The 25263-nt window shown below is 71.6% G+C and carries 22 protein-coding genes; 11 read left to right on the top strand and 11 right to left on the bottom strand.

The window, feature by feature from the left end; translation table 11 throughout:
• Positions 1 to 130: 130 nt before the first annotated feature.
• Positions 131 to 640 carry a tetratricopeptide repeat protein gene (locus AB0F29_RS11415; protein ID WP_361870145.1) on the top strand — a complete coding sequence of 170 codons (510 nt, stop codon included), beginning with the start codon at positions 131 to 133 and terminating at the stop codon, positions 638 to 640.
• A 417-nt stretch (positions 641 to 1057) separates the two neighbouring features.
• Here AB0F29_RS11415 and AB0F29_RS11410 read toward each other — a convergent pair whose 3' ends face one another.
• Positions 1058 to 1318, bottom strand: a complete 261-nt coding sequence (locus AB0F29_RS11410) for a type B 50S ribosomal protein L31 (protein ID WP_361870144.1) — start codon at positions 1316 to 1318, stop codon at positions 1058 to 1060.
• Positions 1319 to 1382: 64 nt separating this feature from the next.
• Positions 1383 to 1547 (bottom strand): 50S ribosomal protein L33, encoded by a 165-nt coding sequence (rpmG, locus tag AB0F29_RS11405; RefSeq protein ID WP_018956432.1) that lies wholly within the window; start codon positions 1545 to 1547, stop codon positions 1383 to 1385.
• A gap of 198 nt (positions 1548 to 1745) precedes the next feature.
• Between rpmG and AB0F29_RS11400 the strand changes: the two genes are divergently transcribed.
• Both AB0F29_RS11400 and AB0F29_RS11395 read left to right on the top strand, forming a co-directional pair.
• A complete protein-coding gene (locus AB0F29_RS11400) occupies positions 1746 to 2516 on the top strand; it encodes a dienelactone hydrolase family protein (protein WP_361870140.1) in 771 nt (256 codons plus the stop codon).
• A gap of 250 nt (positions 2517 to 2766) precedes the next feature.
• Positions 2767 to 4194 (top strand): SpoIIE family protein phosphatase, encoded by a 1428-nt coding sequence (locus AB0F29_RS11395; RefSeq protein WP_361870137.1) that lies wholly within the window; start codon positions 2767 to 2769, stop codon positions 4192 to 4194.
• A 51-nt stretch (positions 4195 to 4245) separates the two neighbouring features.
• Here the strand turns inward: AB0F29_RS11395 and AB0F29_RS11390 are convergent, their stop codons facing one another.
• Entirely contained in the window at positions 4246 to 5745 is a 1500-nt protein-coding gene (locus AB0F29_RS11390; RefSeq protein ID WP_361870135.1) for a hypothetical protein, read from the bottom strand.
• 231 nt (positions 5746 to 5976) lie between these two features.
• On the opposite strand from AB0F29_RS11390, the gene AB0F29_RS11385 reads away from it, so the two are divergent.
• The 3 genes from AB0F29_RS11385 (at position 5977) to AB0F29_RS11375 (ending at position 10762) form a co-directional block, all read left to right on the top strand.
• Positions 5977 to 7113, top strand: a complete 1137-nt coding sequence (locus AB0F29_RS11385) for an aminoglycoside phosphotransferase family protein (protein ID WP_361870133.1) — start codon at positions 5977 to 5979, stop codon at positions 7111 to 7113.
• A gap of 582 nt (positions 7114 to 7695) precedes the next feature.
• Positions 7696 to 8370 (top strand): transglycosylase SLT domain-containing protein, encoded by a 675-nt coding sequence (locus AB0F29_RS11380; RefSeq protein ID WP_361870130.1) that lies wholly within the window; start codon positions 7696 to 7698, stop codon positions 8368 to 8370.
• A gap of 178 nt (positions 8371 to 8548) precedes the next feature.
• Positions 8549 to 10762, top strand: coding sequence for a germacradienol/geosmin synthase (locus AB0F29_RS11375; RefSeq protein WP_361870127.1), 2214 nt, complete (start codon positions 8549 to 8551; stop codon positions 10760 to 10762).
• Between the two features lie 78 nt (positions 10763 to 10840).
• Here AB0F29_RS11375 and AB0F29_RS11370 read toward each other — a convergent pair whose 3' ends face one another.
• The 7 genes from AB0F29_RS11370 to AB0F29_RS11340 form a co-directional block, all read right to left on the bottom strand.
• Positions 10841 to 11398: a TetR family transcriptional regulator gene (locus AB0F29_RS11370; RefSeq protein ID WP_265603531.1), complete on the bottom strand. Its 558-nt coding sequence runs from the start codon at positions 11396 to 11398 to the stop codon at positions 10841 to 10843.
• Between the two features lie 56 nt (positions 11399 to 11454).
• Entirely contained in the window at positions 11455 to 12702 is a 1248-nt protein-coding gene (locus tag AB0F29_RS11365) for an MFS transporter (RefSeq protein WP_361870125.1), read from the bottom strand.
• Between the two features lie 213 nt (positions 12703 to 12915).
• Positions 12916 to 13416, bottom strand: a complete 501-nt coding sequence (locus AB0F29_RS11360; protein ID WP_003971159.1) for a hypothetical protein — start codon at positions 13414 to 13416, stop codon at positions 12916 to 12918.
• Positions 13417 to 13492: 76 nt separating this feature from the next.
• Positions 13493 to 14659: a thiolase domain-containing protein gene (locus tag AB0F29_RS11355; RefSeq protein WP_361870121.1), complete on the bottom strand. Its 1167-nt coding sequence runs from the start codon at positions 14657 to 14659 to the stop codon at positions 13493 to 13495.
• Entirely contained in the window at positions 14652 to 15704 is a 1053-nt protein-coding gene (locus AB0F29_RS11350; RefSeq protein ID WP_361870119.1) for a thiolase domain-containing protein, read from the bottom strand. The genes AB0F29_RS11355 and AB0F29_RS11350 overlap by 8 nt, the downstream gene beginning before the upstream one ends.
• On the bottom strand, positions 15705 to 16652 hold the full coding sequence (locus AB0F29_RS11345; RefSeq protein WP_361870117.1) for an OB-fold domain-containing protein: 948 nt from the start codon (positions 16650 to 16652) through the stop codon (positions 15705 to 15707).
• A 56-nt stretch (positions 16653 to 16708) separates the two neighbouring features.
• Entirely contained in the window at positions 16709 to 17509 is an 801-nt protein-coding gene (locus AB0F29_RS11340; protein WP_361870114.1) for a crotonase/enoyl-CoA hydratase family protein, read from the bottom strand.
• A 167-nt stretch (positions 17510 to 17676) separates the two neighbouring features.
• On the opposite strand from AB0F29_RS11340, the gene AB0F29_RS11335 reads away from it, so the two are divergent.
• Positions 17677 to 19299: an acyl-CoA synthetase gene (locus AB0F29_RS11335; RefSeq protein ID WP_361870112.1), complete on the top strand. Its 1623-nt coding sequence runs from the start codon at positions 17677 to 17679 to the stop codon at positions 19297 to 19299.
• A gap of 421 nt (positions 19300 to 19720) precedes the next feature.
• Here AB0F29_RS11335 and AB0F29_RS11330 read toward each other — a convergent pair whose 3' ends face one another.
• Positions 19721 to 19960, bottom strand: a complete 240-nt coding sequence (locus AB0F29_RS11330) for a hypothetical protein (protein ID WP_361870110.1) — start codon at positions 19958 to 19960, stop codon at positions 19721 to 19723.
• 462 nt (positions 19961 to 20422) lie between these two features.
• Between AB0F29_RS11330 and AB0F29_RS11325 the strand changes: the two genes are divergently transcribed.
• The 4 genes from AB0F29_RS11325 to AB0F29_RS11310 are packed head-to-tail and all read left to right on the top strand — an operon-like array spanning position 20423 to position 25258.
• A complete protein-coding gene (locus AB0F29_RS11325) occupies positions 20423 to 21700 on the top strand; it encodes a polyprenyl synthetase family protein (RefSeq protein ID WP_361870108.1) in 1278 nt (425 codons plus the stop codon).
• Positions 21697 to 23220: a phytoene desaturase gene (locus AB0F29_RS11320; protein ID WP_361870105.1), complete on the top strand. Its 1524-nt coding sequence runs from the start codon at positions 21697 to 21699 to the stop codon at positions 23218 to 23220. The genes AB0F29_RS11325 and AB0F29_RS11320 overlap by 4 nt, the downstream gene beginning before the upstream one ends.
• Positions 23217 to 24245 (top strand): phytoene/squalene synthase family protein, encoded by a 1029-nt coding sequence (locus tag AB0F29_RS11315; protein WP_361870103.1) that lies wholly within the window; start codon positions 23217 to 23219, stop codon positions 24243 to 24245. The genes AB0F29_RS11320 and AB0F29_RS11315 overlap by 4 nt, the downstream gene beginning before the upstream one ends.
• Complete coding sequence (locus AB0F29_RS11310) at positions 24242 to 25258, top strand: DUF5914 domain-containing protein (protein WP_361870101.1); 1017 nt, start codon at positions 24242 to 24244, stop codon at positions 25256 to 25258. Before AB0F29_RS11315 ends, AB0F29_RS11310 begins: the two co-directional genes overlap by 4 nt.
• Positions 25259 to 25263 lie beyond the last annotated feature (5 nt).

The raw sequence follows: 25263 nt of genomic DNA, 5'->3' as shown, positions 1-25263 counted from the left end.
GGCGTGTACGGGGATTCGCCTCTGCTGTCATGGCCGACGGGTGCCCCCGAGCGGCCGGAACACACGCCGGGCGGCCCCGTGGAGCGAAAATCTCACGCGGCTGTCCATGCCCGCCTGCGACGATGTACGCATGAACGCACGCAAGAAGAGGGACCTGCTGGACCTGCTGGAAGAGACCGACCGGTTGCGTACGGAGGGCCGTCCCGAGGAAGCACGCGAACGGCTCCTCGCCCTGACCGCCGAGTACCCCGACAACGCGGAAGTGGCCTGCCGGACGGCGTGGATCCACGACGCACTGGGGCTGGAGTCGGAGGCGGTGCCCTATTACGAGCGCGCTCTGGCCAATCCGGAGCTGGCCGCGGAGGATCGGAGGGGGGTGCTCCTGGGACTGGGCAGTACGTACCGGATCCTCGGGCGGTACGGGCAGGCGGTGGAGACGCTGCGCCGGGGCGTCGAGGAGTTCCCGGACGACGGCTCGTTCCGGGCCTTCCTTGCGATGGCCCTCTACAACACCGACGAGCACCACGAGGCGATGCGGCTGTTGCTGGAGTTGACGGCCACGACCAGTAACGACCCGTACGTCCAGCAGTACCGGCGGGCGATCGAGCACTATGCGAAGGACCTCGACGAGACCGTGTGACCCGTACGGGGGCCGTGGCGGTCGTCCACGACGCGGGGAACGCCGGGGGCCGCGCTGGGCGCGGTGGTGATGGCCGCGGGTGTTCTGGTGCTCTCGGGTGTTCTGTGCTGGAGACGGTCCCCGTGCCGGGCCCGCCCGGGGAGGCAAAGGGGAAGCCCCGGCCGGATCGGGGGAATCCAGCCGGGGCGGCTTGAGTGCGGGCGTGAAGGGCGGTCGCCTCTCGGCGGAGCGCTCCATGGGGCTTCGGCGGGGCGATGTTCCCCATGGGCTACAGGTGAGGTCCGGGGATACGGTCCCCCTCACTCCCACATATAGATGAACGATAAACCATCCTGGCCTGTTCCCGGGAACCCGCCCCCACGGATGTGATCCACGGCACGGATTTCCGGGCTTCCCCCCTGGCCAGGACGGTCTCGGTCAACTCGCGGACGTCGCGCCGGTGCCGTAGCGGCGCCGGAACCGCTCGACGCGGCCCGCCGTGTCGAGCACCTGGCGGCCGCCGGTGTAGAACGGGTGGCTCGCCGACGAGGTCTCCACGTCGATGACGGGGTAGGTATTGCCGTCCTCCCACGCCACGCGCTCGCCGGAGTCGGCGGTCGAGCGGGTCAGGAAGGCGACGTCGGCCGCGCGGTCGCGGAAGACCACCGGGCGGGACACGGGGTGGATGCGGGACTTCATGGATGCGTTCCTTCCTCACCGTGGAAAGCGGTGACGTACAGGGGGACGGACCCCTTCCGGACGGTCAGCGGACCTCGCGGAACAGAACGTGCCGGCCGGCGGCGGAGTCGAACTTGCGGAGCTCCAGCCGGTCGGGGTTGTTACGGCGGCTCTTGCGCGTCACATAACTCCGGCCCGTTCCCACGGTGGACCGGAGGGTGACGACCGGCCTGGTCTCGCTGCGTGCCATGGGCGCCTCCCTGCGCTTCTGCCGACCCCACACCCATACCGGGAATGGGATTCGTTTTCGTTCTGGTGGGGTAACGCGGGCCCCCCGCTCGGCATTCCCGACCCGCCGCGCACCGTGTTCCAGAGGGCTGCCCGCGCCGTTCTGCCAGCGGCAGAACACCAGCCGGACCGGGCCCGACGGTCACTACAGTCCGGTCTCATGGAGACGGTTACGACGCGTACGGTCGAGTACCCGGCCGACGGTTTGACGATGATCGGGCACCTCGCGCTCCCGGCCGGCGTCGACCGCCGGCCCGCGGTGCTGCTCGGACCAGAGGGCATGGGGCTCAGCGACGTCGAGCGCCGCCGGGCCGACGCTCTCGCCGAACTGGGCTACACAGCACTGGCCTTCGACCTTCACGGCGGGCAGTACCTGGACGACCCCGAGGAGATGCTGGCCCGCTGCCTGCCGCTGCTCGCCGATCCCGACCGGATGCGGGACATCGGCCATGCGGCGCTCGACGTGTTGCGCACCGAACCGCGGACCGACCCCGACCGGATCGCCGCCGTCGGCTACGGCACCGGGGGCGCCATAGGGCTGGAACTCGGGCGCGGCGGGGTCAGCCTGCGCGCGATCGGGACCGTCAACGCCACCACCACGGGCCGACCGGGCGAGTCGGCGCGCATTCGCTGCCCGGTGTGGGCCGGGGTCGGATCGGAAGACCCCATCATGCCGCCCGCGCAACGGAACGCGTTCACCGCCGAGATGCAGGCCGCGGGCGTCGACTGGCGCCTCACGGTCTACGGCGGCGCCTCGCACGCCTTCCACCACCCGCCGGTCGACCACCGCGTGGTCCCCGGCGTCGGCTTCCACCCGCAGCACGCGCAGCGAGCCTGGCGCGACATCATCGACCTGCTCGCCGAGTGCCTGCCCGTGAGCTCTGGAGACGCCCGCGAGAGGGGCCATCGTTCAGCTCAGACGCCTCGTTGATCGCCGATCGCTGATCGCTGGTCCTGTTGCCCTTGGCGCGCACTTCGGCCAGACCCTCCCTGGCGGTCAACTCGCCTCAAGCGCAAGCGTGTTCGGATTAGTCACCACCCCTGAGAGCCGCTGGCATATGCCAGAAGCAAGGACCCATCGAGTGTTGCCAAAGCTCTTACGGGCCGCCGTGGCCTGTGCGACAGTCGGTAGCGATCCACCCTTCAGAACCGGCTAGGCCGCGCCTGTATCGGAGTACGAGATGCCGTCCCCCCTCTTCGCGGACCGCCCCGCACCACAGCTTCCCGCGCATGACACCGTCGAGGCCCTGATCCACCGCACGCGTCGGTTGCGCGGGGACGTGGACGCGGTACGGCGGGACGCCGTCCTGTTCGAAGAGGACGACCCCCAGCTGCGCTGGCAGCGTGCCCTGTGCGAGCTTGCCGTGCAGCACCTGGACAACCTCGACGAGCATCTGGGGCAGCTCCGGGCGGGCCTGCCGGACCGGAGCCCCGACGACGCCCGCCGGGCTGTCACGGTCCCGGACGGCCCGAGCGCCGGTTCCCTGCTGAACCGGGTGGGCAGCGCCGAGTGGAACCTCCTCACCGACGAGTCCTGCTGGTCCGAGGAGCTGTACGAGATCTTCGGCAGGCCGCCCGGGTCCACCCCCCTCTCCCTCGACGACCTGCCGTCCGTACTGCTGCCCGAGGACCAGCCGGTGCTGACAGCCATGGTGACGGGCTGTCTCGTCGACGGCCGGCCGATGGACGGCGAGTTCCGCATCGTGCGGCCCGACGGCCGCACACGCACGCTCCATATGACGGGCGAACCGATCCTGGACGCCGAGGGCTGCACCGCCTCCATGTGGGCGGTCCTGCGGGACGTCAGCGAGCTGCGGCGCAGCGAACAGGCCGTGAGCAGAAACAGCGCGTCGGTGCGGCACGAGGAGCACATCGAGCGCGCCGAGCACCGCATGGCCGTGGAGCTCCAGGAGGCCGTCCTCCCTCCGTGGCGCGGATCGCCGCGGCTCCCGACGCGGGGCCCCGGGGCTCTGGACGTCGCCGCGCACTACCTCCCTTCCGAGTCGAGCGACCTCATCGGCGGCGACTGGTACGACGCCATGGAGCTGCCGGACGGGCGCACCCTCCTCACCGTCGGCGACCTCACCGGGCACGGCATCCCCGCCACCTCGGCGATGGCGACGATGCTGGGAGCGCTGCGCGGCATGGCCGTCGCCGGCATCGAGCCGGGCGCGCTGATGGGGCACCTCAACCAGGTGCTCGAAACGTCGATACAGCCCGCGCTGGGCAGCGCCCTGTGCTGCCGCTGGGACCCCGACACCTCCGTTCTGTCCTGGGCGCAGGCCGGACACCCCGCACCGCTGCTCTTCCGCCACGGTTCGGGACGGCTCCTGCCCCCGCCGGACGGCATGCTGCTCGGCGCCGCGTCCAACGTCGTCTTCGAGCAGGACGAGGTACGGCTGTACCCCGGTGACGTGCTCGTACTGCACACCGACGGCCTGACGCGACACGGCGACCGGGGTGCGGGCCCGGAGGCGCTGCTCGCCCTCGCCCCCCGGATCGCGGACGCCCGTACGGCACAGGAGTGCGTACGGAGCGTCGTCGAGGAGTTCGGCGGGGCCGAGCGTCTGGACGACGCGTGCGTGCTGGTCGCCCGCATCGGGGCATGAGGAGGCGCGGGCGTATCAGGGCGTGACGGAGCGCGGAGTGGCGCCGTCGGCTCAGATCTGCGTGTCCTTGGCCTTCTTCTGGCTCGGCGGCATCGACAGCTCGATCTGCTCACGCAGATCCTGGATCCCCGCGTATCCGGCGAACTGCCCGGTGAGCCGGTACATTTCGCGGAGCCGGTCCCAGGTGCGGTGCGAGGAGGTCTCCCCCATCGACACCAGCGCGAGCCGGGCGTACCGGTCGGCCTGTTCGGGGTCGTTGGCGATGAAACAGGCCGAGGCCAACGAGATGTAGTCGAAGATCTTCGACCTCTGGCGCCCGTTGGCCCGCAGCTCCAGCGCCTGCTTGGCATGGCGCTGGGCGACGGCCGCGGCCCCCCGGTCGTGCTCGGCCAGGGTGCGGAAGGCCAGTGCCTGCATCCCGTGCATATCGGCCTCGTCGAACATCTGCATCCAACTGGGCGGCGGCACATCGCTCTTGTCCGAGGTGAAGAGCTCCTCGGCCTCGCCGAGGGTGCGCCGCATGGCCTGCCCGCGGCCCATCGACGCCTGTGCCCAGGCCTCGATGGTGCGCAGCATCGCCTGCGTACGGGGCAGGGTCTCGTCGCCCGAGCCGGATTTGGCGAGCTTCATCAGGTCGAGCGCGTCGTCGGGGCGGCCCAGGTGCACCATCTGGCGGGCCGCCCGGGAGAGCGCCTCTCCGGCGCGCGGCCGGTCGCCACCCTCGCGAGCCGCGTGGGCGGCGATGACGAAGTACTTCTGGGCGGTGGGTTCGAGGCCGACGTCGTGGGACATCCAGCCCGCCAGGACGGCGAGGTTGGCGGCGACGCCCCACAGGCGGCGCTGGAGATGGTCGGGGTGGCGGTAGGCGAGCATGCCGCCCACCTCGTTGAGCTGGCCCACGACCGCCTTGCGTTGGAGTCCGCCGCCCCGGGACGCGTCCCAGGCGCGGAACACCTCGACCGAATGCTCCAGGGCCTCGATCTCCTCGGAGCCGACCGGGGCGGCCTCGTACCGATCGAAACCGGCGGGATCTGCGTGCAGGGGGTCGTTGGCGCGTGGAGCGTCGGCCGCCGAAGCGGGGGCGCTGTTCAGCCAGTCACGCATGGGGCCGGCGATGGTTGAGCCGGCGGTGAGCGCGGCACCCGCACCCGCACCCACCACCAAGCCACGTCGGTTGAGCATGAGGTCCATTCCCGTGAATTCGGTGAGGACCGCTGCCGTCCGTTCGGGCGCCCACGGCAATTGATCGGGATCGTGTTCCGTCCCGGAGTCACGCCGCTTCCCCACACGCCCGCGTCGGCCGAACCCGAGGTCCTCGATGGTCACGACACGGCCGAGCCGCTCGGTGAACAGAGCCGCCAGCACTTCGGGCACGGGATCACGGGGGGACTCCCCCATGTCGATCCAGCGCCTGACGCGCGAGGTGTCGGTGGCCAGCTGCGGGTGGCCCATGGCCGCCGCCTGCCGGTTCACCATTCTCGCGAGTTCGCCCTTGGACCAGCCGGCCAGGCCGAACAGGTCAGAAAGGCGGGTGTTGGGTTCTCCGGTCACTTCAAGCCCCCAGGTTCTCGGCTGACTTGACACTAACCCCCTGTCAGATGCGCTGTGACTATTCGCCAGGGTTCGCCAGGGTCCGCCAGATGGTCTGCCACCCGCGCTCCGGTGTCAGGTAGGAAAGCGCCACCCCGCCCGGCAGCCCTAGGTACTCCCCAGGGTGCCGAACGGCCGTCGGCCGGGTTGGCGCACGTACCTTGTCGGCGCACGAAGGGATCTGTCTCGCCCATGTACACAGCATCGTCCTCCGTGTCCGCCCCGCCCCGTCCGCTCCGCCCGATGGGCGCGGGTGGCGGGCCCTATCTCGCTCCTCACGCCGGCGCACCGGCGCAGGGTCCGGGCCGGGCCCGACGGGCCGCGGGGCCGGGCACCGGACCGCTCAGCGGAAGGATCGACCTGTCAGGGCCCCAGGGCGCGCAGGTAAGGATGGCCATCGCCTCCGTGCAGCGCATCTGCCCCGAGTTCAACCCGGTCCAGGTGCTGCGCCGCAGCGGCCGTTCGGTTTTGATCGTCGGAACGACCGGGCGGGCCACCGCCGTCGCGAAGTGTTTACTGGACCACTCGCCGGCGTGGACCGAGCGGTTCCGGCACGAAATAGCGGCATACCGCGCGTTCGTCCGGCACCGCCCCCCGGTTCGGGTGCCCCGGCTGATCGCGGCGGATCCGGAGAACTGCACGCTGGTGATCGAGCGGATGCCCGGTCGGGTCGCCGCCCTCACCCGGCACCCGGCGGAGGCTCCGCCGAGGGCCGACATCCGGGCCGCGCTCGGGGCGATCGCCCGGGTGAACGCCTGGCGGCCGCCGCCCGGACTGTTCGAGGCGCCGCTCGACTACGCGTCGCGGATCGCGCGCTACCACGAGCTCGGTCTGTTCACCGACCGTGACCTCGGCGATCTGCAGAAGCTGCTGCACGGTCTGGCCCACGCGGGCGGCAAGCAGGGCATGGGGCAGTTCTGCCACGGGGACGCCCTGCTCTCCAACATTCTGCTGTCGCCGACCGGGCCGGTGCTGGTCGACTGGGAGCACGCCGGCTGGTATCTCCCGGGGTACGACCTGGCGACGCTCTGGGCGGTGCTGGGCGACGCCCCGGTGGCTCGACGTCAGATCAGCCAGCTGGCCCAGGCCAGGGGGCCGGCCGCGCGGGACGCGTTCCTGGTGAACCTGATGCTGGTGCTGACCCGCGAGATCCGCAACTACGAGACGGCGGTTCAGCGCACCATGCGCGAGGCGCCCGCGGCGGGGACGGGGGCAGACCGGCCCGGCGCGCTCTCCTCGGGCGAGGAGCAGCGGCTGCTGCTGCGCAGGCTGCACGACGACTGCGCCCTGGCGCGGCGGGCGGTGCGGGCCGCGGTCGGCACACGCTGAGGAGCAGGACGGCGAAGCGGGGATACAGCCCGCCTCGCCGAGAACCGCAGTGACCTGACCACTGTGAAGAAGAAGCGCGCTGCGGGACCGGTGCCGACACACCGGTCCCGCAGCGCGCTGTCGTGCGTTCCCGGGCCCTTTTGTTGTCGCCCGATCTCACCCGGTCGAGCTGACGCCGCCGCTCCCGGGCCGGCATCGCCCGAGGCTCCGTACGGCGGCGACGCGCCCCCTTCCGTGCCGTATCTCCCCGTGACCGGGCGTTGACCCTGTGCCGCCCCGAGGCCCCTCCCGGGTGAGGCCCGCCACGAGACCCACGTCACCTACGGCCTCCGGTAGTAGGCGTGAGCTCTCCCGGACGGCGTAACGAACCGCCCATATGGCTCATAAATTGGCATCTCACGATGAAGAGTAGTAAAGGCGGTCATTGCTTCCTATGTCGGCGAGCGCTAACCATGGATCCCGGCAAGCACCGAGTTCGAGCCCACGTCGATCGCCCTCCGGCGAACGCGGCCCGGACATCCCGGTTCCTGCCGACGCGGCGCGAAGGCCGCGAAGCCCGTCCCCCATAGGAAGAGCTCACGCATGCCCCGCATCTCCACCCTGCGCGTCACCCGCTCGCACAAGATCGCCACCGCCGTGCTCGTCGCGGCCGGTTCCGTCAGCGCCATAGCCGCCACCGGCGGTCCGAGCGAAGCGCAGACCACGGCGACCCGGTCCTCCATCTCCGTGGAGCCGGTCGCCGCCGCAGGCATCCCCACGGCGAAGGACGCGGCGGCCAAGAAGGCCGCTCAGGAGACCGCCGCCAAGGAAGCCGCCGCGAAGAAGGCCGCGGCCGCCCGCAAGGCGACCGCGGAGAAGGACGCCGCGGAGGCGCGCTCCGAGAAGCAGGCCGCCAACCGTTCCACCGAGCGCAAGGCCGTCGCGCCCAAGACATTCGCGAACAACCTCGACGGCTGGATCCGCGAGTCGCTCGACATCATGAAGAAGAAGAACATCCCCGGCTCCTACGAGGGGCTGCACCGCAACATCATGCGCGAGTCCAGCGGCAACCCGAACGCGGTCAACGACTGGGACATCAACGCGCGGAACGGCATTCCCTCCAAGGGTCTCCTCCAGGTGATCCAGCCCACCTTCGACGCCTACCACGTCAAGGGCACCCCGAAGAAGCTCACCGACCCGGTCGCCAACATCACCGCCGCCGCCAACTACGCCGCGGACCGGTACGGCTCGATCGACAACGTCGACTCCGCCTACTGAGCGACAGACTCCCGAACGACCGACTGGCGAACGACCGCCTTCCGAGCACGCATCAGCGCCGCGATTATGTGACTATTCGCCGTCGTGCGTGCTCCGTCTGGCCGAAGGGTAGTGCTGCGCGGACACCACCGGTCCGCGCGTTTCCCCGCGTGGAGGCTTCTGGAAAGGCCTGACGCACATGGCACAGCCCTTCTCACTGCCGGACTTCTATGTTCCGTATCCGGCGCGGCTCAACCCTCACGTGGAGGCCGCACGCACGCACACCCGGGCGTGGGCCCGCTCCATGGGGATGCTGGAGGGATCCGGCATCTGGGAGGAGAAGGACCTGGAGGCGCACGACTACGCCCTCCTGTGCGCCTACACCCACCCCGACTGCTCGGCCGAGGCGCTCTCCCTGGTCACCGACTGGTACGTGTGGGTCTTCTTCTTCGACGACCACTTCCTGGAACTTTTCAAGCGCACGCCCGACCGGGAGGGCGGCAAGCGGTATCTGGACCGGCTGCCCGCTTTCATGCCGATGGAGCGCGGCGCCCCGACGCCGGAGCCGGAGAATCCCGTCGAGGCGGGGCTGGCGGATCTGTGGGCGCGTACGGTCCCCTCGATGTCGGACGCCTGGCGGGCCCGGTTCGCGGAGGCGACGGAGAACCTCCTCAACGAGTCCCTGTGGGAGCTCGCCAACATCCACGAGGGCCGCATCGCCAACCCCGTGGAGTACATCGAGATGCGCCGCAAAGTGGGCGGCGCGCCCTGGTCGGCGGGTCTGGTGGAGTACGCGGCCAACGCCGAGGTGCCCGCTCCGGTCGCCGACGCCCGCCCGCTGCGGGTGCTGCGGGACGCGTTCTCCGACGGGGTGCATCTGCGCAACGACCTCTTCTCCTATCAGCGTGAGGTGGAGGACGAGGGGGAGAACAGCAACGGCGTGCTGGTGCTGGAGAAGTTTCTCGGCTGCTCCACGCAGGAGGCCGCCGATGCGGTCAACGACCTGCTGACCTCACGGCTCCAGCAGTTCGAGAACACCGCGCTGACCGAGCTCGGCCCGCTCTGCGCCGAGAAGGGCCTGGACCCGGCGCAGACCGCGGCCGTGCTGGCGTACGTCAAGGGGCTCCAGGACTGGCAGTCCGGCGGCCACGAGTGGCACATGCGCTCCAGCCGCTACATGAACGGCGGCGGCGCGGGCGAGGCCGTGGCCGGCTTCGGCATGTCCGCCGCCTCCATCAGGTTCACACTCCGCTCGGAGACCGCGCGGGCCCGCAGCCAGAGCCATGTGCCGTACCAGCACGTCGGCCCCTCGCTGCTGCCGGACTTCGACCTGCCGTTCGGGACGACGCTGAGCCCGCATCTGGAGGGGGCCCGGGTCCGGATCGTCGACTGGGCGCGGCGCATGGGCATCCTGGAGGCCCAGCCGGGCGTGCCGGGTTCGCACATCTGGGACGAGCGGCGCCTCGTCGCGATCGACCTGCCGCTGTGCGCGGCGGGGCTGGATCCGGACGCGGCCCCGGACGAACTGGACCTGTCCTCGGGGTGGCTGGCCTGGGGTACGTACGGCGACGACTGGTTCCCGGTCGTGCACGGGCGGGCCCGGGACCTGGCGGGGGCGCGGCTGGCCAACGAGCGGCTGTCGCTGTTCATGCCGCTGGACGGCGGGGGGACGCCGGAGCCGGTGAACGCCCTGGAGCGGAGTCTGGGCGACCTGTGGCGCAGGACTGCCGCTCCGATGGACCTGAGCGGGCGGCGCACCTTCCGGACGGCCATCGAGTCGATGACCGAGAGCTGGCTGTGGGAGCTGGCGAACCAGGCGCAGAACCGTATCCCCGATCCGGTGGACTACATCGAGATGCGGCGCGCCACGTTCGGCTCGGACCTGACGATGAGCCTGTGCCGGCTCGGGCACGGCAGGAAAGTCCCGGAGGAGGTCTACCGCAGTGGTCCGATGCGTTCCCTGGAGAACGCGGCGGCGGACTACGCGTGCCTGATGAACGACCTGTTCTCGTACCAGAAGGAGATCGAGTACGAGGGCGAGGTGCACAACGGCGTCCTCGTCGTGCAGAATTTCTTCGGCGTGGACTATCCGACGGGCGTGGCGATCGTGCACGACCTGATGAACTCGCGGCTGCGGCAGTTCCTGCATGTCGCCGAGGTCGAACTCCCGGTGCTGTACGACGACTTCGGCCTCGACGCCGAGGCCCGGGAGATCCTCGCGGGCTATGTGCAGGAGCTCAAGCACTGGATCGCCGGGATCCTGATCTGGCATCGGGACTGCCGCCGTTACCGTGAGGAGGACCTGCGGCAGGGCAACGACACCCCCTGGCATCTGAGCGGCCCCACGGGTCTGGGCACCTCGGCAGCGCAGGTGACCCGGATGATGGCCCAACTCGCGGGCAGCCCGGCATAGTTCTCCGGGACGCGGCCCGCCGTACGGAGGAACGGACGGCGGGCCGCGACGCGTTGCGGATGCGGACGGGACGGGGGCTCAGAGCAGGACGTGCCGGAGCACCGCCTCGAACTCCGCCGCCGTCGGCGGGGTGTCGGTCAGCAGCCCCTGGAGCAGCAAGCCGTCGATGACGCCCTTGAGCGCCCTTACCCGGACCGGGTCGTCGGTGTAGCGGCGGCCGTACGCGGCGATGGCCTCCAGCCAGTGCCGGGTGGAGCCGCGGAGCTCCGGGCGGCGGGCCGCGAGCAGGTACAGCTCGTACTCCGCGAGGAGCCGTCCGGGGCCGTTGACGACCTTCGCCAGCAGCTCCGCGAGGGCGGTGATGCCCTCGGGGCCGCCGTCGGTCTCCTCGGCCAGCCGGAGCATGCGGTCCGCGTCCTGGTCCATGCAGCGGGTGAGCGCGCCGGTGAGCAGGTCGTCGATGCTCGTGAAGTGGTACGCCGCGGCGGTGGCGGGCAGGCCCGCCTCGCGCGCGACCGCCCGGTGGCTGACTCCCGCGACTCCTTCCCGGGCGACCACCTGGAGCGTGGCCTCGATGAGTTCCTCCTTCCGGCGCTCGCCTTTCAGCAGGCGTCCGTCGGTCTGCGGTGCGTGCACGGTGCCTCCGGGCGTCGTGGTGGATGGGACGGCGGGAGTGCGGCGGCACGGGCCCGTCAGTGCGCGGGCCCGCCGGGAGCCCCGGCCGGTTCCCCGGCGTCGCGGTCCGTGCGCTCCTCAAGACCCCGCTCCAGCGGCCGCCGGGCGCACAACGCCGTCAGCAGGGCGGCCGCGCCCGCGGCGACGGCGACGACGAAGCCACCGCCGGCACCGAAGCGGTCGACGATCGCTCCCGACACCGCGGCGCCGGACGCGACGCCCACACTGAGCCCGGTGATGGCCCAGGTCATGCCCTCGGTGAGTGCGGCGGGCGGCACCGTCCTCTCCACCAGCCCCATCACCACGATCATGGTAGGCGCGAAGAAGAGACCCGGGAGGAAAACGGCGGCGGACAGCGAGACGATGTCCCCGACGAGCAGCAGGGGAAGGGTCGTGAGCGCCGTCCCGGCGGTGCCGATGACGAGCAGCCGTGGCAGCGGCGTCGTGAGCTTGAGCGTCCCGAAGACCAGCCCGGCGACGGCGGATCCCGCCGCGTAGACCGAGAGGACGATTCCCGCGCCGGCGGGTGAGCCCTGCTGTTCGGCGAACGAGACACTCACGACGTCGACGGTGCCGACGATGGCGCCGCCGGCCGCGAGGGTGAGGGCCAGCAGACGGAGCGCTCCGCCGCGGATCGCCGAGCCGCTTCGCGGGTGGCCGTCGGCCGGCCGGACCACGGGGGGCTCGGTACGCCTCTGCGGGACGAACATGAGGACGCCGAGTATCAGCAGCACCCCGGCGGCCAACGGCCCGGCCTCGGGGAACAGTGCGGTGCACAGCGCCACCGAGAGCGCGGGGCCCACGACGAAGGTGAGTTCGTCGACGACCGATTCGAGCGAGTAGGCGGTGTGCAGCCGGTCGGAGCCCTTGAGGGCGCGGGTCCAGCGGGCACGCACCATCGCCGCCATGTTGGGCATCGCGCCGGCCACCGCCGCGCAGCCGAACAAGGTCCAGGCGGGGGCGTCGTACCGGGCGCAGAGCAGCAGCCCGCCGAGCGCGATCACGCTCAGTCCGGCGACGGGCGGCAGCACCCGGCTCTGGCCCCGTCGGTCGACCGCCCGGGAGATCCGCGGACCGCACAGGGCCATGGACAGGGTGAAGGTGGCGGAGACGGCTCCGGCGAGGCCGTAGTCACCGCGCATCTGCGACACCATCGCGATGATGCCGATGCCCGCCATGGACAGGGGCATACGGGCGACGAACCCGGCGGCGGAGAAGGCCCTCGATCCGGGCGTGCGGAACAGGACGCCGTAGGGGTTGGCCATGCGCGGACCTCCGTGGGCAGACGTAGGGGCGACCCTTCGCGGTGAACGACCAATCAACTTGAACGATCGTTACAACTTGAACAGTCGTTTAGTTTTCTACCCTAGCCCCTTCCCGGACCGCCACCCACCCGGGCGCCTGGGAGGGCCGGATACTCGCCCGGACAACGCAAAAGGCCGCCCGGACGCATCCGGGCGGCCTTGCGCAGGGACGTTTCAGCCCTGCTGGAACAGCTCTGCGGGCAGGGGCTTGAGCAGGGTGTACAGATCGTCGGTGATCGGCCGGTCCCAGCTGGCGATGGTCACGAGGACACCGTCGCTGCGGTCGAACTGGACGCAGGCGATACGGCTCTCGGAGAGCTTGACGCGGCGGACGATGAGCAGGTTGTCGCCCTGCATGACGGGGACGTCCTCGGAGCTGACGACTTCGATCGGCTCGTCGTTCTCCAGGGCGAGGAGCAGTTGGGCCACCTCGAAGGGGACCTGGCCCTCCTCGGTCTCGCGGGCGGGCGAGCCTTCCGGCAGATTGCCGATGATCATCGCCGGGCCACGGCCGCCGTACAGGTCGTAGCGGAGGAAGACACCCTGACAGCTGCCGTCGGGGGCGGGGAGCAGACCGGCGCCGAGGTTGCCGGGCCAGTCCCCGGGGTCCATGGCCAGGACGTCGAAGTCCGGGCCCGCGGGTGTTGCGGCGCTACGGCGGCGGAGGAAGGACATGCTGCCATGTTACGTGTCCCGGCTCACGTTGCGGAGCCGGGCCCGGGCCGCGCGGGACCGGGCCCGCCGCTCCCCCTCAGCCGGGCGGGGGCTCCGCTCCGACCAGCCACATGGCGAAGAACTGCGCCCCTCCGCCGTAGGCGTGGCCGAGAGCCCTGGTGGCCCCGTCGATCTGGTGCTCCCCGGCTCTCCCCCGCACCTGGAGGGCCGCCTCGGCGAAGCGGATCATGCCGGACGCGCCGATGGGATTGGTGGACAGCACACCGCCCGAAGGGTTGACCGGGAGGTCGCCGTCGAGTTCGGTGACGCCCGCCTCGGTGAGCTTCCACCCCTCGCCCTCCTCGGCGAAGCCGAGGTTCTCCAGCCACATCGGCTCGTACCAGGAGAACGGCACGTACATCTCGACGGCGTCGATCTCCCGGCGCGGGTCGGTGATCCGGGCCTGCTGGTAGACGTCGGCCGCGCAGTCCTTGCCCGCCTGCGGGGAGACGAAGTCCTTGCCCGCGAACAGGGTCGGCTCGCTCCGCATCGCCCCACCGTGGACCCAGGCGGGCGGATGGGGCGAGCGGGCCGCGCCCTCCCGGTCGGTGAGGATCATGGCGCAGGCCCCGTCGGAGGAGGGGCAGGTCTCTGAGTAGCGGATCGGGTCCCAGAGCATGGGGGCGGCCCGGACCTTCTCCAGGGTGATGTCGTGGTCGTGGAGGTGCGCGTAGGGGTTCTTCAGCGCGTTGCGCCGGTCCTTGTACGCGACGAGCGATCCGACCTCGTCGGGCGCTCCGGTACGCCGCATGTAGGCCCGCACGTGCGGGGCGAAGAAGCCGCCCGCTCCGGCCAGCAGCGGCTGCTGGAAGGGGACGGGCAGGGAGAGCCCCCACATGGCGTTGGACTCGGACTGCTTCTCGAAGGCGAGGGTGAGGACGGTGCGGTGCACACGGGCGGCGACGAGGCCCGCGGCGACCAGGGCGGTGGAGCCGCCGACCGAGCCCGCTGTGTGGACGCGGAGCATGGGCTTGCCGACGGCTCCGAGGGCGTCGGCGAGGTAGAGCTCCGGCATCATGACGCCCTCGAAGAAGTCGGGCGCCTTGCCGATCACGACGGCGTCGATGTCGCTCCAGGTCAGCCCGGCGTCCTCCAGTGCCCGGACGGCGGCCTCGCGGACCAGTCCGGCGATGGACACGTCGTGCCGGGCGGCGACGTGTTTGGTCTGGCCGATGCCGACGACGGCGACGGGCTCCTTAGGCATGGGTGCTCTCCCCTTCCAGGACGGCGACCAGGTTCTGTTGCAGGCAGGGGCCGGAGGTGGCGTGCGCGAGCGCCCGGTCGGACTCGCCCCGGTGGATGCGGGCGGCGGCCTCGCCGAGGCGGATCAGTCCGGCGGCCATCACGGGGTTGGCGGCGAGCGCGCCGCCGGAGGGGTTGACGCGGACGTCGTCGCCGAGCCCGAGCGCCTTGCGCAGGACGACCTCCTGGGAGGTGAACGGGGCGTGCAACTCCGCGGTGTCGACGGGCCGTTCGAACGCTCCGGCGCGCTCTGCGGCGAGCCGGGCGGAGGGGCTGTCGGTGAGGTCGCGGACGCCGAGGCCGTGCGCCTCGATGCGGTGGTCGATGCCCCGGATCCAGGCGGGCCGCGCGCACAGGGCGCGGGCGGTGTCCCCGGCGGCGAGGACCACGGCGGCGGCCCCGTCGCCGATGGGCGGGCAGTCGCCGGTGCGCAGCGGCCGTACGAGGTAGTCGCCCGCGGGAACATCGCCGGTGAGCTGGGCGTGCGGGTTGCCGGCGGCGGCGGTGCGGTTGCGGGCGGCGATCTCGGCGAGTGCGGGTTCGTCGGTGGCGCCCGCGTCGATGAGTGCCTGCGCCTGGAGGGCGGCGAGCGCGACGGAGTCGGGCCAGAGCGGGGCGAGGTAGTAGGGGTCGAGCTGGCGGGTGAGGACGTCGCGGACCCGGCCGGGCGAGGACTTTCCGTAGGAGTAGACGAGCGCGGTGTCCGCCTCGCCGGTCTGGATCTTCACCCAGGCCTCGTACAGCGCCCAGGCCCCGTCCATCTCGACGTGGGACTCGGAGATGGGCGGATGCGCGCCGACGCCGTCGAGCGCCATGGTGAAGGAGAAGGCCCGCCCGGCGAGGTAGTCGGCGGAGCCGGAGCAGGTGAACCCGATCTCGTTCGCCTTGAGGCCGGTCGCGCCGAGCACCTCGTGGAGGACGGGCATCAGCAGCTCGACCTCGGAGAGCTCGTCGGTGCGCCGCCGGTGTGCGGTCTGGGCGAAGGCGACGATGGCCACGTCCCGCATCTACACCAGCTCCTTGTACGTGTCGTAGTCGGCGTCGGGCTCCCCGGTGGGCCGGTAGTGGTCCGGGTGGCGGGCGCCCTCCTTCCAGACGGGCTCCACGCGCAGCCCCATGCGCACCTGGTCGTACGGGATTCCGGCGATGCGTCCGTGCAGGGCCAGGTCGGCGCCGTCGAGGGCGATGTGGGCGTATACGTACGGGACTTCGATGTCGAGATTCTTCGCTTTGATGTTGACGATGCAGAACGTGGTGACCGTGCCGCGCGGGCCGACCTCGACCTGTTCGCCCGTGGCGACCCCGCAGGTGGGACAGGCTCCGCGCGGCGGGACGTACACCTTGCGGCAGGCGGGGCAGCGTTCGCCGACGGTGCGGTGGCCTTCGAGGGCGGTGAGGTAGGCGCTCTGGGCGCGGCCCGGGGTGTGGACGTAGTCGAGGCGGGCCGGGGTGACGATGCCGGTGACGGGGTCGGCGAACTCGCCCGTGTGCGGGGCGGGTTCGGTGCTGACGGGCTCGCCGTCGTACGGTTCGAAGCAGGCGATGTCGGTGATGGCTCCGGTGCGCGTCGCGGCCCAGCGGATGCGGACGCGCATCCCGGTGCGCACGGCGTCCGGGCCCGGAGCGTCGAGTGCGTGCAGGAGCGCGGTGCCGGCTCCGTCGAGGCGGACGAGCACCCAGGCGAAGGGCGTGCCGAGCGGTTGGTCGCGGCGTGGGTTCGGGTTCCACGCCCAGGTGGTGACGGTGCCGGTGGGGGCGACCTCGACGAGGTCGCTGATCTCGTTCGCGGTGACGGGGTCGTACTCCACGGGCGGCACGAGCACCGTGCCGTCCTCCGTGCGGACTCCGAGGACGGTGCGTTCGCGCAGTCCGGTGAGGAAGGCGCTCTGGACGGGCCCGAGCGATCGGGTGAAGGGGAATTCGACCACCAGCGGGGCGCTGAGGACGTCGGACATGGCTGTTGCCTCCTTGCATAGAGGGCCGAGGGCTTGAGGAGCCGCACGCTCAGCGCTCAGGCGCGCCGGTAGACGGGCGGCCGCTTCTCGGCGAACGCGCGCGCGCCTTCCTTGGCGTCCTCGGTGGCGAACAGGGGCCAGCCGCGCTTGAGTTCGGCTGCCAGCGCCTCGGCCTCGGTCAGCTCCGCACCCTCGTAGACCGAGGCCTTGACGGCCTCGACGGCGAGCGGCCCGCAGGCGTTGACCTGTTCGGCGACGGCGAGGGCCTCCTCCAGCGCCGTTCCGTCGGGCACGACCCTGCCGATGAGCCCGATGGCGGCGGCCTCGTCGGCGGTGTACGCGCGGCCGGTGAGGAGCATTTCGAGGGCGTGGGTGCGGGGGATCTGGCGGGGCAGCCGGACCGTGGAGCCGCCGATCGGGAAGAGGCCCCGGCGGACCTCGAAGAGCCCGAAGGTGGCTCCCGATCCGGCGATGCGGATGTCGGTGCCCTGGAGGATCTCGGTGCCGCCCGCGACGCAGGGGCCCTCCACGGCGGCGATCACCGGTTTGCGCGGGCGGTGGTGGCGCAGCATCGCCTTCCAGTGGAGGTCCGGGTCGCCCGCCATCCGCTCCCGGTACTCCTCCCCCTCCATTCCGCCGCCCGCCAGGGCCTTGAGGTCCATGCCGGCGCAGAACGCGCCACCCGCTCCGGTCAGGACGACGGAGCGGACCGTGTCGTCCTCGTCGGCCGCGAGCCAGCCGTCGTACAGGCCGACGAGCATGGGCAACGAGAGCGCGTTCCTGGCCTGTGGTCTGTTCAAGGTGAGTACCAGCGTGGCGCCTTCGCGCCGCACGGTGAGGTGTTCCGTACCGCCCATGACCGACTCCTGTTCTCCAGACCTGGAACAGGTTGCAGGAGGAGGGAGCGCAGTTCAATAGATTTCTGACAGCTCGTCAGATTGTTTCGACGCCGCCCCTTCCCAGTTGTGCCGCCCGGCGCTCTAATGACGGCCGAGTCGCCAGTCACCCGGGGTCAGGAGGAACGGTGGAGTACAACCTTGCCGACCTGTTCGAATCGGTCGTCGACGCGGTGCCCGACCGCGAGGCGCTCCTGTACGTCGACCATCCCGGTACGGGCGCGGAGCGGCGGCTCACGTACGCGCAGCTGGACGCCGCCGCCAACCGGATCGCCCATCACCTGATCGACACGGGGATCCGGCCGGGCGAACACCTGGGGCTGCACCTCTACAACGGGGTCGAATACCTTCAGACGGTGCTGGGAGCCCTCAAGGCGAGAATCGTTCCGGTGAACGTCAACTACCGTTATGTCGAAGAGGAGCTGGTCTACCTTTACCGGGACGCGGACCTGGCGGCGCTGGTCTTCGACGCCGAGTTCGACGAGCGGGTCGCGGCGGCCGCCCCGCAGGCCCCTGGCCTTCGCCACCTCGTCAGGGTGGGGCCCGCCCCCGCCGCTCCCCCGGCCGTGCCGGTCGTGCCGTTCACCGAGGCGGAGGCGTCGGGCGAGGCCGGGCGCGGCTTCGCACCCCGCTCGGCCGACGACCAGTTCATCATCTACACGGGCGGCACGACCGGGATGCCGAAGGGCGTGATGTGGCGTCAGGAGGATCTGTTCTTCTCGGGCCTGGGCGGCGGCGCCCCGACCGGCGACCCGGTGAAGAGCCCGCAGGAGCTGGCGGAACGGGTCGCCGCGGGCGGCGGGGGGATCACCTTCTTCCCCACCCCGCCACTGATGCACGGGACCTCCACGCTGACCGCGTTCATCGGCTTCAATTTCGGCCAACGCGTCGTCGTTCACCGTAAGTTCTCTCCCGCCGAGGTGCTCCGGACGATCGAGAAGGAGAAGGTCACCAGTGTCTCGCTGGTCGGCGACGCGATGCTGCGACCACTGATCGACTGTCTGAAGGGGCAGTTGCGCGGAACCGACTGCTCGTCGCTGTTCTCCGTCTCCAGCTCCGGGGCGATCATGTCGGACTCGGTGAGGGCGGAGTTCCAGGCGCTCGTGCCGACCGTGATGCTGCTGAACAACTTCGGTTCCTCGGAGTCCGGTTTCAACGGCACGGCCACCGCCGACTCAGGACCGGAGAAGGGTTTCCGGGTGCAGGTCAACGCCCGTACGGCCGTGGTCGATCCGGTGACGTACGAGCCGGTGCCCCCGGGCGAGCCGGGCCGCATCGCCCAGCGCGGGCATGTCCCGCTCGGCTACTACAACGACCCGGCCAAGACCGCCGACACCTTCTTCCGCAGGGGCGAGGAGCGGTGGGTGCTGCTGGGCGACATGGCGACCGTGGACGCGGACGGCATCGTCACCGTGCTCGGCCGAGGCTCCCAGTGCATCAACACGGGGGGCGAGAAGGTCTATCCGGAGGAGGTCGAGCAGGCGCTCAAGTCCCATCCGGACGTGTACGACGCGCTCGTCGCGGGCGTACCCGACGAACGCTGGGGCAACCGGGTCGCCGCCGTGGTCCAACTACGCGAGAGCGCACGCGCGTTGACCCTGGACGAGATACAGACGCACTGCCGGACCCGGCTCGCCGGCTACAAGATCCCCCGCGCGCTGGTGCTCGCCGACCGGATCCAGCGCTCACCCAGCGGCAAGGCGGACTACCGCTGGGCGAAAGCGGTGGCGGCGGGGGCCGACCAGGGCTGAGGGTCGCTCGGAGCCGAGGGGCCGCACCGCGGAGCGGCCGGCGCCGATCGCCACCACCGCGTCGTCGATCCTCGATGACAGAGCGGGGGGATCCGCGGGCGGGTGAGCTTCGGGACGCCTGGCGCCACGGGGACACACCGGGCGGGCGCCCTCCTTGCCACCCCTCGCGGACTCCGTCCGTCTGCGGCCGCAGGGCTGGAACATCACCCGCCACCGCTCCGGGCCGGGCCGCCCGCCGGCTCCCGCTGCCGCACGCGGGGAAGCTCTCATCCACCCCGCCCTCACCCGGAGGACTCGCGCGAGGCGGCGCCGTGCCGGCCCGCCGTCCTTTCGGTGCGGGATGGCACGGGTGAGGGCCCGCCCTGGGGCGGGCCCTCACCCGTTCCGGAACATCCGCGGCCGGGTGCGCCCGGCTGCCGGGTCAGCGGACGAAGTAGCCGCGCTCCGCGTCGAAGTAGGCCTTCTCGCCCTTGATGTAGGTGATCCCGTACGGGCCGCCGAGGTTGCGGTACTCGCCGCTGGCCCAGCCGCCCTCGATCTTCTCGTGACCGCCGCCGGCCGGGCCGTCCCAGCCGTTCGTTCCCTGCGCGGCAGCCGGTCCCGCGGCGACGAGCCCAGCCGCGGCGACGGCCGCCAGCGTGATCGCGATACGACGAATCATGGCGCTCTCCTTCGTGTCATCGGTAGGTGCGGTGCGACCAACCTGGCCGACGAAACAACCGTTGGCATATGCGGCACGCGGGCGTTCCGCCAAGGAGAACCTGTTCGGCCCCATCCGCGTATCCCCCGTCGTGGGTGTTCTCCTCCCGGGCTCACAGGACACTCGCCCACATCGTCGAACGCCTCGGTCGCACCACCACGAGCTGCGCGGTACCGCTACCGGGGCGGGCCGGTGCGCCCCCGTCCCCGTGGGCCATTCGGGCGCGGTGGCCGCCGTCATGACGTGTTCGGGGTGTTTCTCCACCGGGAGTGCGCGGCCGACGTGATCGTCTCTGCATCAGTGCTTGCCTTCGCGCGGCGCGAACCTTCGACCGGCCGCGCACAAAGGCATGCGATCGGGGTACGCGCCCGGGCGGAGTAGTCGAGTCGTTCGTCATCACCACTGATCTCGGAAAGGCGTGAGATGGACCGTCGCCAGCCTGCGAAAGACTCGTTCGGCGATTCTTCGCGCCCGGCCCACGAGGTGGGCGGAGGCCGCGACCACACCCTGCCGTGCGAGGACGCCCGGGTCGTGGACTCGGACGTGGTCGACGCAGTCCTGCGCACCGCGCGGGCGGTGCTGGCGGACCGGATCGACGAGGCGGTGCGGAGCAACGCCTCCTTCTGCGAGGAGTTGGCACAGCGGGTCGCCGACTTCACGCTGGAGGGCGGCAAACGGATGCGGCCCCGCCTTCTGTGGTGGGGGATGCGCTCCTGCGGTGCGGCGGAGACCGCGGCCGCGCTGCGGCTCGGGGTGGCGTTGGAACTGATCCAGAGCTGCGCGCTGATCCATGACGATGTGATGGACCGCTCGCGGCTCCGCCGGGGGAAGCCTGCCGTGCACATCGAGCTGGCAGAGCGCGCGGGTCTCTCACCGGATTCCGGGCGGGGTACCGTCTTCGGCACCTCGGCCGCCGTGCTGGCGGGTGATCTGGCCCTGGTCTGGGCCGACGACACGGTGGCGGAGACCGTACTGTCCGCCGTCCAGCGTCGTCGGATCGGAGCCCTGTGGAGGGCCATGCGGACCGAGATGGTCGCCGGGCAGTACCTGGATCTGCGGGGCCAGGTCAGCGGTGGGTCATCAGTGGCGCAAGCCTTGCGGACCGCCCGTCTCAAAAGTGCTTCGTACTCCGTCGAGCGGCCTCTGGCGATCGGTGCCGCCCTGGCGGGCGCCGATGACCGGACCACCGACGCTCTCCGCTCCGCCGGTCGGTGTGCCGGTATCGCCTTTCAGCTGCGGGACGATCTGCTCGGGGTCTTCGGCGACCCGGCACTGACCGGGAAGCCGTCCGGCGACGATATCCGCGAGGGCAAGTCGACCTATCTGCTGGCTGTCGGCCGGAGGTGGGCCGAAGCGGCGGGCGACGAACAAGCGCTGGCGGTACTCGGTCGCGTCACCGGTCATGCCGATCTCACCGAGGAGGATCTCGCGGACGTACGCGGCGTGCTCGAGGTGACGGGGGCGCGCGCCCATGTGGAGCGGAAGGCGGAGCGCCTCCGCGACCACGCCGTACGTCGTCTGGGACAGGCCGTCGACGTGGACGCACACGGCGGCCGCCAGCTGCTCGGTCTGCTGCGCACCGTCTCCGGCGAGCGGGCCGCCCGCTCCCCCACCACCGCCGGTGGGACGCACGGCGGCGCTGCCGGGGCGGCAGGTGCCTTCCCGGTCCTGATCACGACCGAAGGAGGCGATGCCGGGTGATCACGGTCAAGGGGCCCGTCGACCATGTGGTGGTGGTCGGTGCCGGTCTGGCAGGACTGGCCGCCGCGCTGCACCTGCTGGGCGCGGGCCGCCGCGTGACGGTCGTCGAGCGGGAGGGCGTGCCCGGGGGCCGGGCCGGGCTCCTGGAGTCGGGAGGCTTCCGTATCGACACCGGACCGACGGTGCTGACGATGCCGGATCTGGTGGAGGAGGCTTTCGCCGCGGTCGGGGAGCGGATGGCCGACCGGCTGGAGCTGATCAGGCTGGCCCCCGCCTACCGGGCGCGGTTCGCCGACGGGTCCCAGCTCGACGTGCACACCGACGGTGCCGCGATGGAGGCCGCCGTCGAGGAGTTCGCGGGGGCCCGGCAGGCGGTCGGCTACCGGCGGCTGCGGATCTGGCTGGAGCGCCTTTACCGGGTGCAGATGCGCCGTTTCATCGACACCAACTTCGACTCACCGCTCCAGCTCGCCCATCCCGACCTGGCCCGCCTCGCGGCGCTCGGGGGTTTCGGCCGGCTCGACGCGCGGATCGGGCACTTCGTATCGGACGAACGGCTGCGCAGGGTGTTCTCCTTCCAGGCGCTGTACGCGGGCGTGCCGCCGGCACGGGCGCTGGCCGCGTACGCGGTGATCGCCTACATGGACACGGTGGCCGGTGTGTACTTTCCCCGGGGCGGCATGCACGCGTTGCCCCGGGCGATGGCGGACGCGGCCGCTGAAGCCGGGGCGTCCCTCCGCTACGGGCAGAGGGTGACGCGGCTGGAGCGCTCGGGTGACCGGGTCACCGCTGTCGTCACCGACCAGGAGCACATTCCGTGCGACGCGGTCGTCCTGACCCCTGATCTCCCGATCAGCTACCGACTGCTCGGCCGCAGCCCGCACCGGCCCCTGCCGCTGCGGCACTCGCCGTCCGCGGTGATCCTGCACGCGGGCACGGATCGCACCTGGCCGGACCTGGCGCACCACACCATCTCTTTCGGCGCGGCCTGGAAGAACACCTTCCACGAACTCACCCGCACCGGGAAGCTGATGTCGGACCCCTCGCTCCTCATCACCCGGCCCACCGCGACCGATCCCTCTCTCGCACCGCCGGGCAAGCACCTCCACTACGTGCTGGCTCCCTGCCCGAACACCGAGGTCGGGCCCGGCGTACGGGAATGGGGGGAGCTGGGGCCCCGCTACCGGGACGAGCTGCTGGCCGAGCTGGAGCGCCGGGAAATGCCCGGTCTCGGCGCGGCGATCGAGGAGGAGGGGCTGGTCACGCCGGTCGACTGGACCGCACAGGGGCATGCGGCGGGCACCCCCTTCTCCGTGGCCCACACCTTCCCCCAGACCGGCCCCTTCCGGCCGCGCAACCTGGTGCGGGGCACGGTCAACGCCGTCCTCGCCGGCTGCGGCACCACGCCCGGCGTCGGCGTGCCGACCGTCCTGATCTCCGGGAAGCTGGCTGCGGAGAGGATCACCGGCCCCCGTATCGCCCGGTCCCCTCGTTCTGCCCCGGGAGGTTCCAGCGCATGACCGACCACGAACTCGACGCAGCAGGTATCCATGACCCCGCGCTGCGGGCCGCGTACACCCGCTGCCGCGGCCTCAACGCACGTCACGGCAGGACCTACTTCCTCGCGACGCGGCTCCTTCCCGTCGGCCGGAGGCCGGCCGTCCACGCCCTGTACGGCTTCGCCCGCCGGGCCGACGACATCGTCGATGATCTCGACACCCCAGCCACGCCCGGGGAGCGCGCCCGCGCCCTGCTCGACCTGGAAGTCCAGCTGGAGGCGGGGCTGCGAGGGTCCCGGGCCGCCGAGCCGGTGATCCGTGCCCTGGCCGACACGGCGGCCCGGTACGGCATCGACCATCGGCACTTCACCGACTTCCTGTCCTCCATGCGCAGCGACCTGACCGTCGGCGGGTACGCCTCGTACGAGGAACTCGGCCGGTACATGCACGGTTCGGCCGCGGTGATCGGCCTTCAGATGCTGCCGGTGCTCGGGACGGTGGTGGCGCGCGAGGAAGCGGCACCGCACGCGGCCGCGCTCGGTATCGCCTTCCAGCTGACCAACTTCCTGCGGGACGTGGGCGAGGACCTGGACCGGGGCCGGCTCTATCTGCCGGCCGAGTTGCTGTCCGCGCACGGGGTGGACCGGGAACGCTTCGAGTGGAGCCGGAGCACGGGGATGCCGGACAGCCGGATCACCGAGGTACTGCGGGCCGCCGCAGCCCACAACCGGGCCGTCTACCGGACCGCTCTGCCCGGCATCGCGATGCTCGCCCCGGTGTCGCGGCCCTGCATCCGTACGGCGTTCGTGCTGTACAGCGGCATCCTCGACGCGATCGAGGCGGACGGGTACGCGGTCCTGCACCGCCGGGCGGTCGTCCCGCGCCGGCGACGGGCCGCCGTGGCGCTGGACGGGCTGGTGCGGGCGGTCGCCGTACGCACGGTGCGCCGGCGCCGAGCAGACGCGGTCGAGGCGGTCCGGTCCGACGGAGTGTCCCGGCTGCGGACGCCCGGCGCCCCGGCCCCGGTGCGTGAGGAGGCCGTATGAGCCCGGCGGCAGGACGCCCACGACCCGGGCGTGTTCCCTTGCGGGTGCGGCGCGCGCCCGTCCCGTGGGAGCGTCAGGCGCCCACGTGGCGCGCGGCGAAACCCTGGCTCATCACGGAGGCCCTGGAGCGTGCGCGGAGCAGGCCTTCCGGCAATTGGTACGTCATCGGCGCCTCGCGCGCCCTTCCTCCCGGGAAGGTCCTCGCTGTCACGGTCGGCTCCACCGAAGTGGTGGCGTGGCGCGACGGCGGGGGAAAGCTGCGCACCGGTCCGGGTGCGTGCCCCCATCTGGGGGCGCCGCTGCGCGACAGCCCCGTCCGCTGCGGCACGCTGGTCTGCCACTGGCACGGCCTCGTACTGGACGGCGAACCGTTCGCCGGATGGGAGCCCTATCCCGCCTTCGACGACGGGGTCCTTCTCTGGGTGCGGCTCGACCGCGTGGGGGGTGAGCCCCCTTCGGAACGTCCGTACCTACCCGCCCGGCCGAGGGTGCGGGACGCCGTGGAGGCGGTCTACTCCGGCGTAGGCCGCTGCGAGCCGGAAGACGTGGTGGCCAACCGCCTCGATCCGTGGCACGGCGCGTGGTTCCACCCGTACTCCTTCGTGGACCTGACGGTGACGGGAACCCCCGCCGACGGCCCGGCGGACGACGACGGGTTCACCGTCGACGTGTCCTTCAAGGTGGCCGGGCGACTGGTGGTGCCGGTCCGGGCGCGGTTCACGGCGCCCGAGCCCCGTACCGTCGTCATGCACATCGTCGAGGGCGAGGGCGCGGGGTCCGTCGTGGAGACCCACGCCACACCCCTCGCTCCGGACGAGCGGGGCAAGCCCCGCACCGCCGTGACGGAGGCACTGGTCGCGGCGTCGGACCGTCGTGGATTCGCCGTGGCCCGGGCGGCCGCTCCGCTGCTGCGCCCTCTGATGCGTGCCTCGGCCGGCCGGTTGTGGCGGGACGACCTGGCGTACGCGGAGAGGCGCTGGGAACTCCGCGACAGGGGGACGTTCCCGGCCTGACCGGC

The sequence above is a fragment of the Streptomyces sp. NPDC026589 genome (assembly GCF_040638385.1).
In the GTDB taxonomy this organism is placed as follows: Bacteria; Actinomycetota; Actinomycetes; order Streptomycetales; family Streptomycetaceae; genus Streptomyces.
This window is presented reverse-complemented; position numbering and strand designations above follow the sequence as displayed.

Coding starts and splice junctions, on each gene's coding strand:
- AB0F29_RS11415 (WP_361870145.1), top strand. CDS start 131: ATGAACGCACGCAAGAAGAGGGACCTGCTGGACCTGCTGGAAGAGACC.
- AB0F29_RS11365 (WP_361870125.1), bottom strand. CDS start 12,702: ATGGCCAACCCCTACGGCGTCCTGTTCCGCACGCCCGGATCGAGGGCC.
- AB0F29_RS11345 (WP_361870117.1), bottom strand. CDS start 16,652: ATGTCCGACGTCCTCAGCGCCCCGCTGGTGGTCGAATTCCCCTTCACC.
- AB0F29_RS11395 (WP_361870137.1), top strand. CDS start 2,767: ATGCCGTCCCCCCTCTTCGCGGACCGCCCCGCACCACAGCTTCCCGCG.
- AB0F29_RS11325 (WP_361870108.1), top strand. CDS start 20,423: ATGGACCGTCGCCAGCCTGCGAAAGACTCGTTCGGCGATTCTTCGCGC.
- AB0F29_RS11315 (WP_361870103.1), top strand. CDS start 23,217: ATGACCGACCACGAACTCGACGCAGCAGGTATCCATGACCCCGCGCTG.
- AB0F29_RS11410 (WP_361870144.1), bottom strand. CDS start 1,318: ATGAAGTCCCGCATCCACCCCGTGTCCCGCCCGGTGGTCTTCCGCGAC.
- AB0F29_RS11330 (WP_361870110.1), bottom strand. CDS start 19,960: ATGATTCGTCGTATCGCGATCACGCTGGCGGCCGTCGCCGCGGCTGGG.
- AB0F29_RS11350 (WP_361870119.1), bottom strand. CDS start 15,704: ATGCGGGACGTGGCCATCGTCGCCTTCGCCCAGACCGCACACCGGCGG.
- AB0F29_RS11400 (WP_361870140.1), top strand. CDS start 1,746: ATGGAGACGGTTACGACGCGTACGGTCGAGTACCCGGCCGACGGTTTG.
- AB0F29_RS11375 (WP_361870127.1), top strand. CDS start 8,549: ATGGCACAGCCCTTCTCACTGCCGGACTTCTATGTTCCGTATCCGGCG.
- AB0F29_RS11355 (WP_361870121.1), bottom strand. CDS start 14,659: ATGCCTAAGGAGCCCGTCGCCGTCGTCGGCATCGGCCAGACCAAACAC.
- rpmG (WP_018956432.1), bottom strand. CDS start 1,547: ATGGCACGCAGCGAGACCAGGCCGGTCGTCACCCTCCGGTCCACCGTG.
- AB0F29_RS11340 (WP_361870114.1), bottom strand. CDS start 17,509: ATGGGCGGTACGGAACACCTCACCGTGCGGCGCGAAGGCGCCACGCTG.
- AB0F29_RS11360 (WP_003971159.1), bottom strand. CDS start 13,416: ATGTCCTTCCTCCGCCGCCGTAGCGCCGCAACACCCGCGGGCCCGGAC.
- AB0F29_RS11310 (WP_361870101.1), top strand. CDS start 24,242: ATGAGCCCGGCGGCAGGACGCCCACGACCCGGGCGTGTTCCCTTGCGG.
- AB0F29_RS11385 (WP_361870133.1), top strand. CDS start 5,977: ATGTACACAGCATCGTCCTCCGTGTCCGCCCCGCCCCGTCCGCTCCGC.
- AB0F29_RS11380 (WP_361870130.1), top strand. CDS start 7,696: ATGCCCCGCATCTCCACCCTGCGCGTCACCCGCTCGCACAAGATCGCC.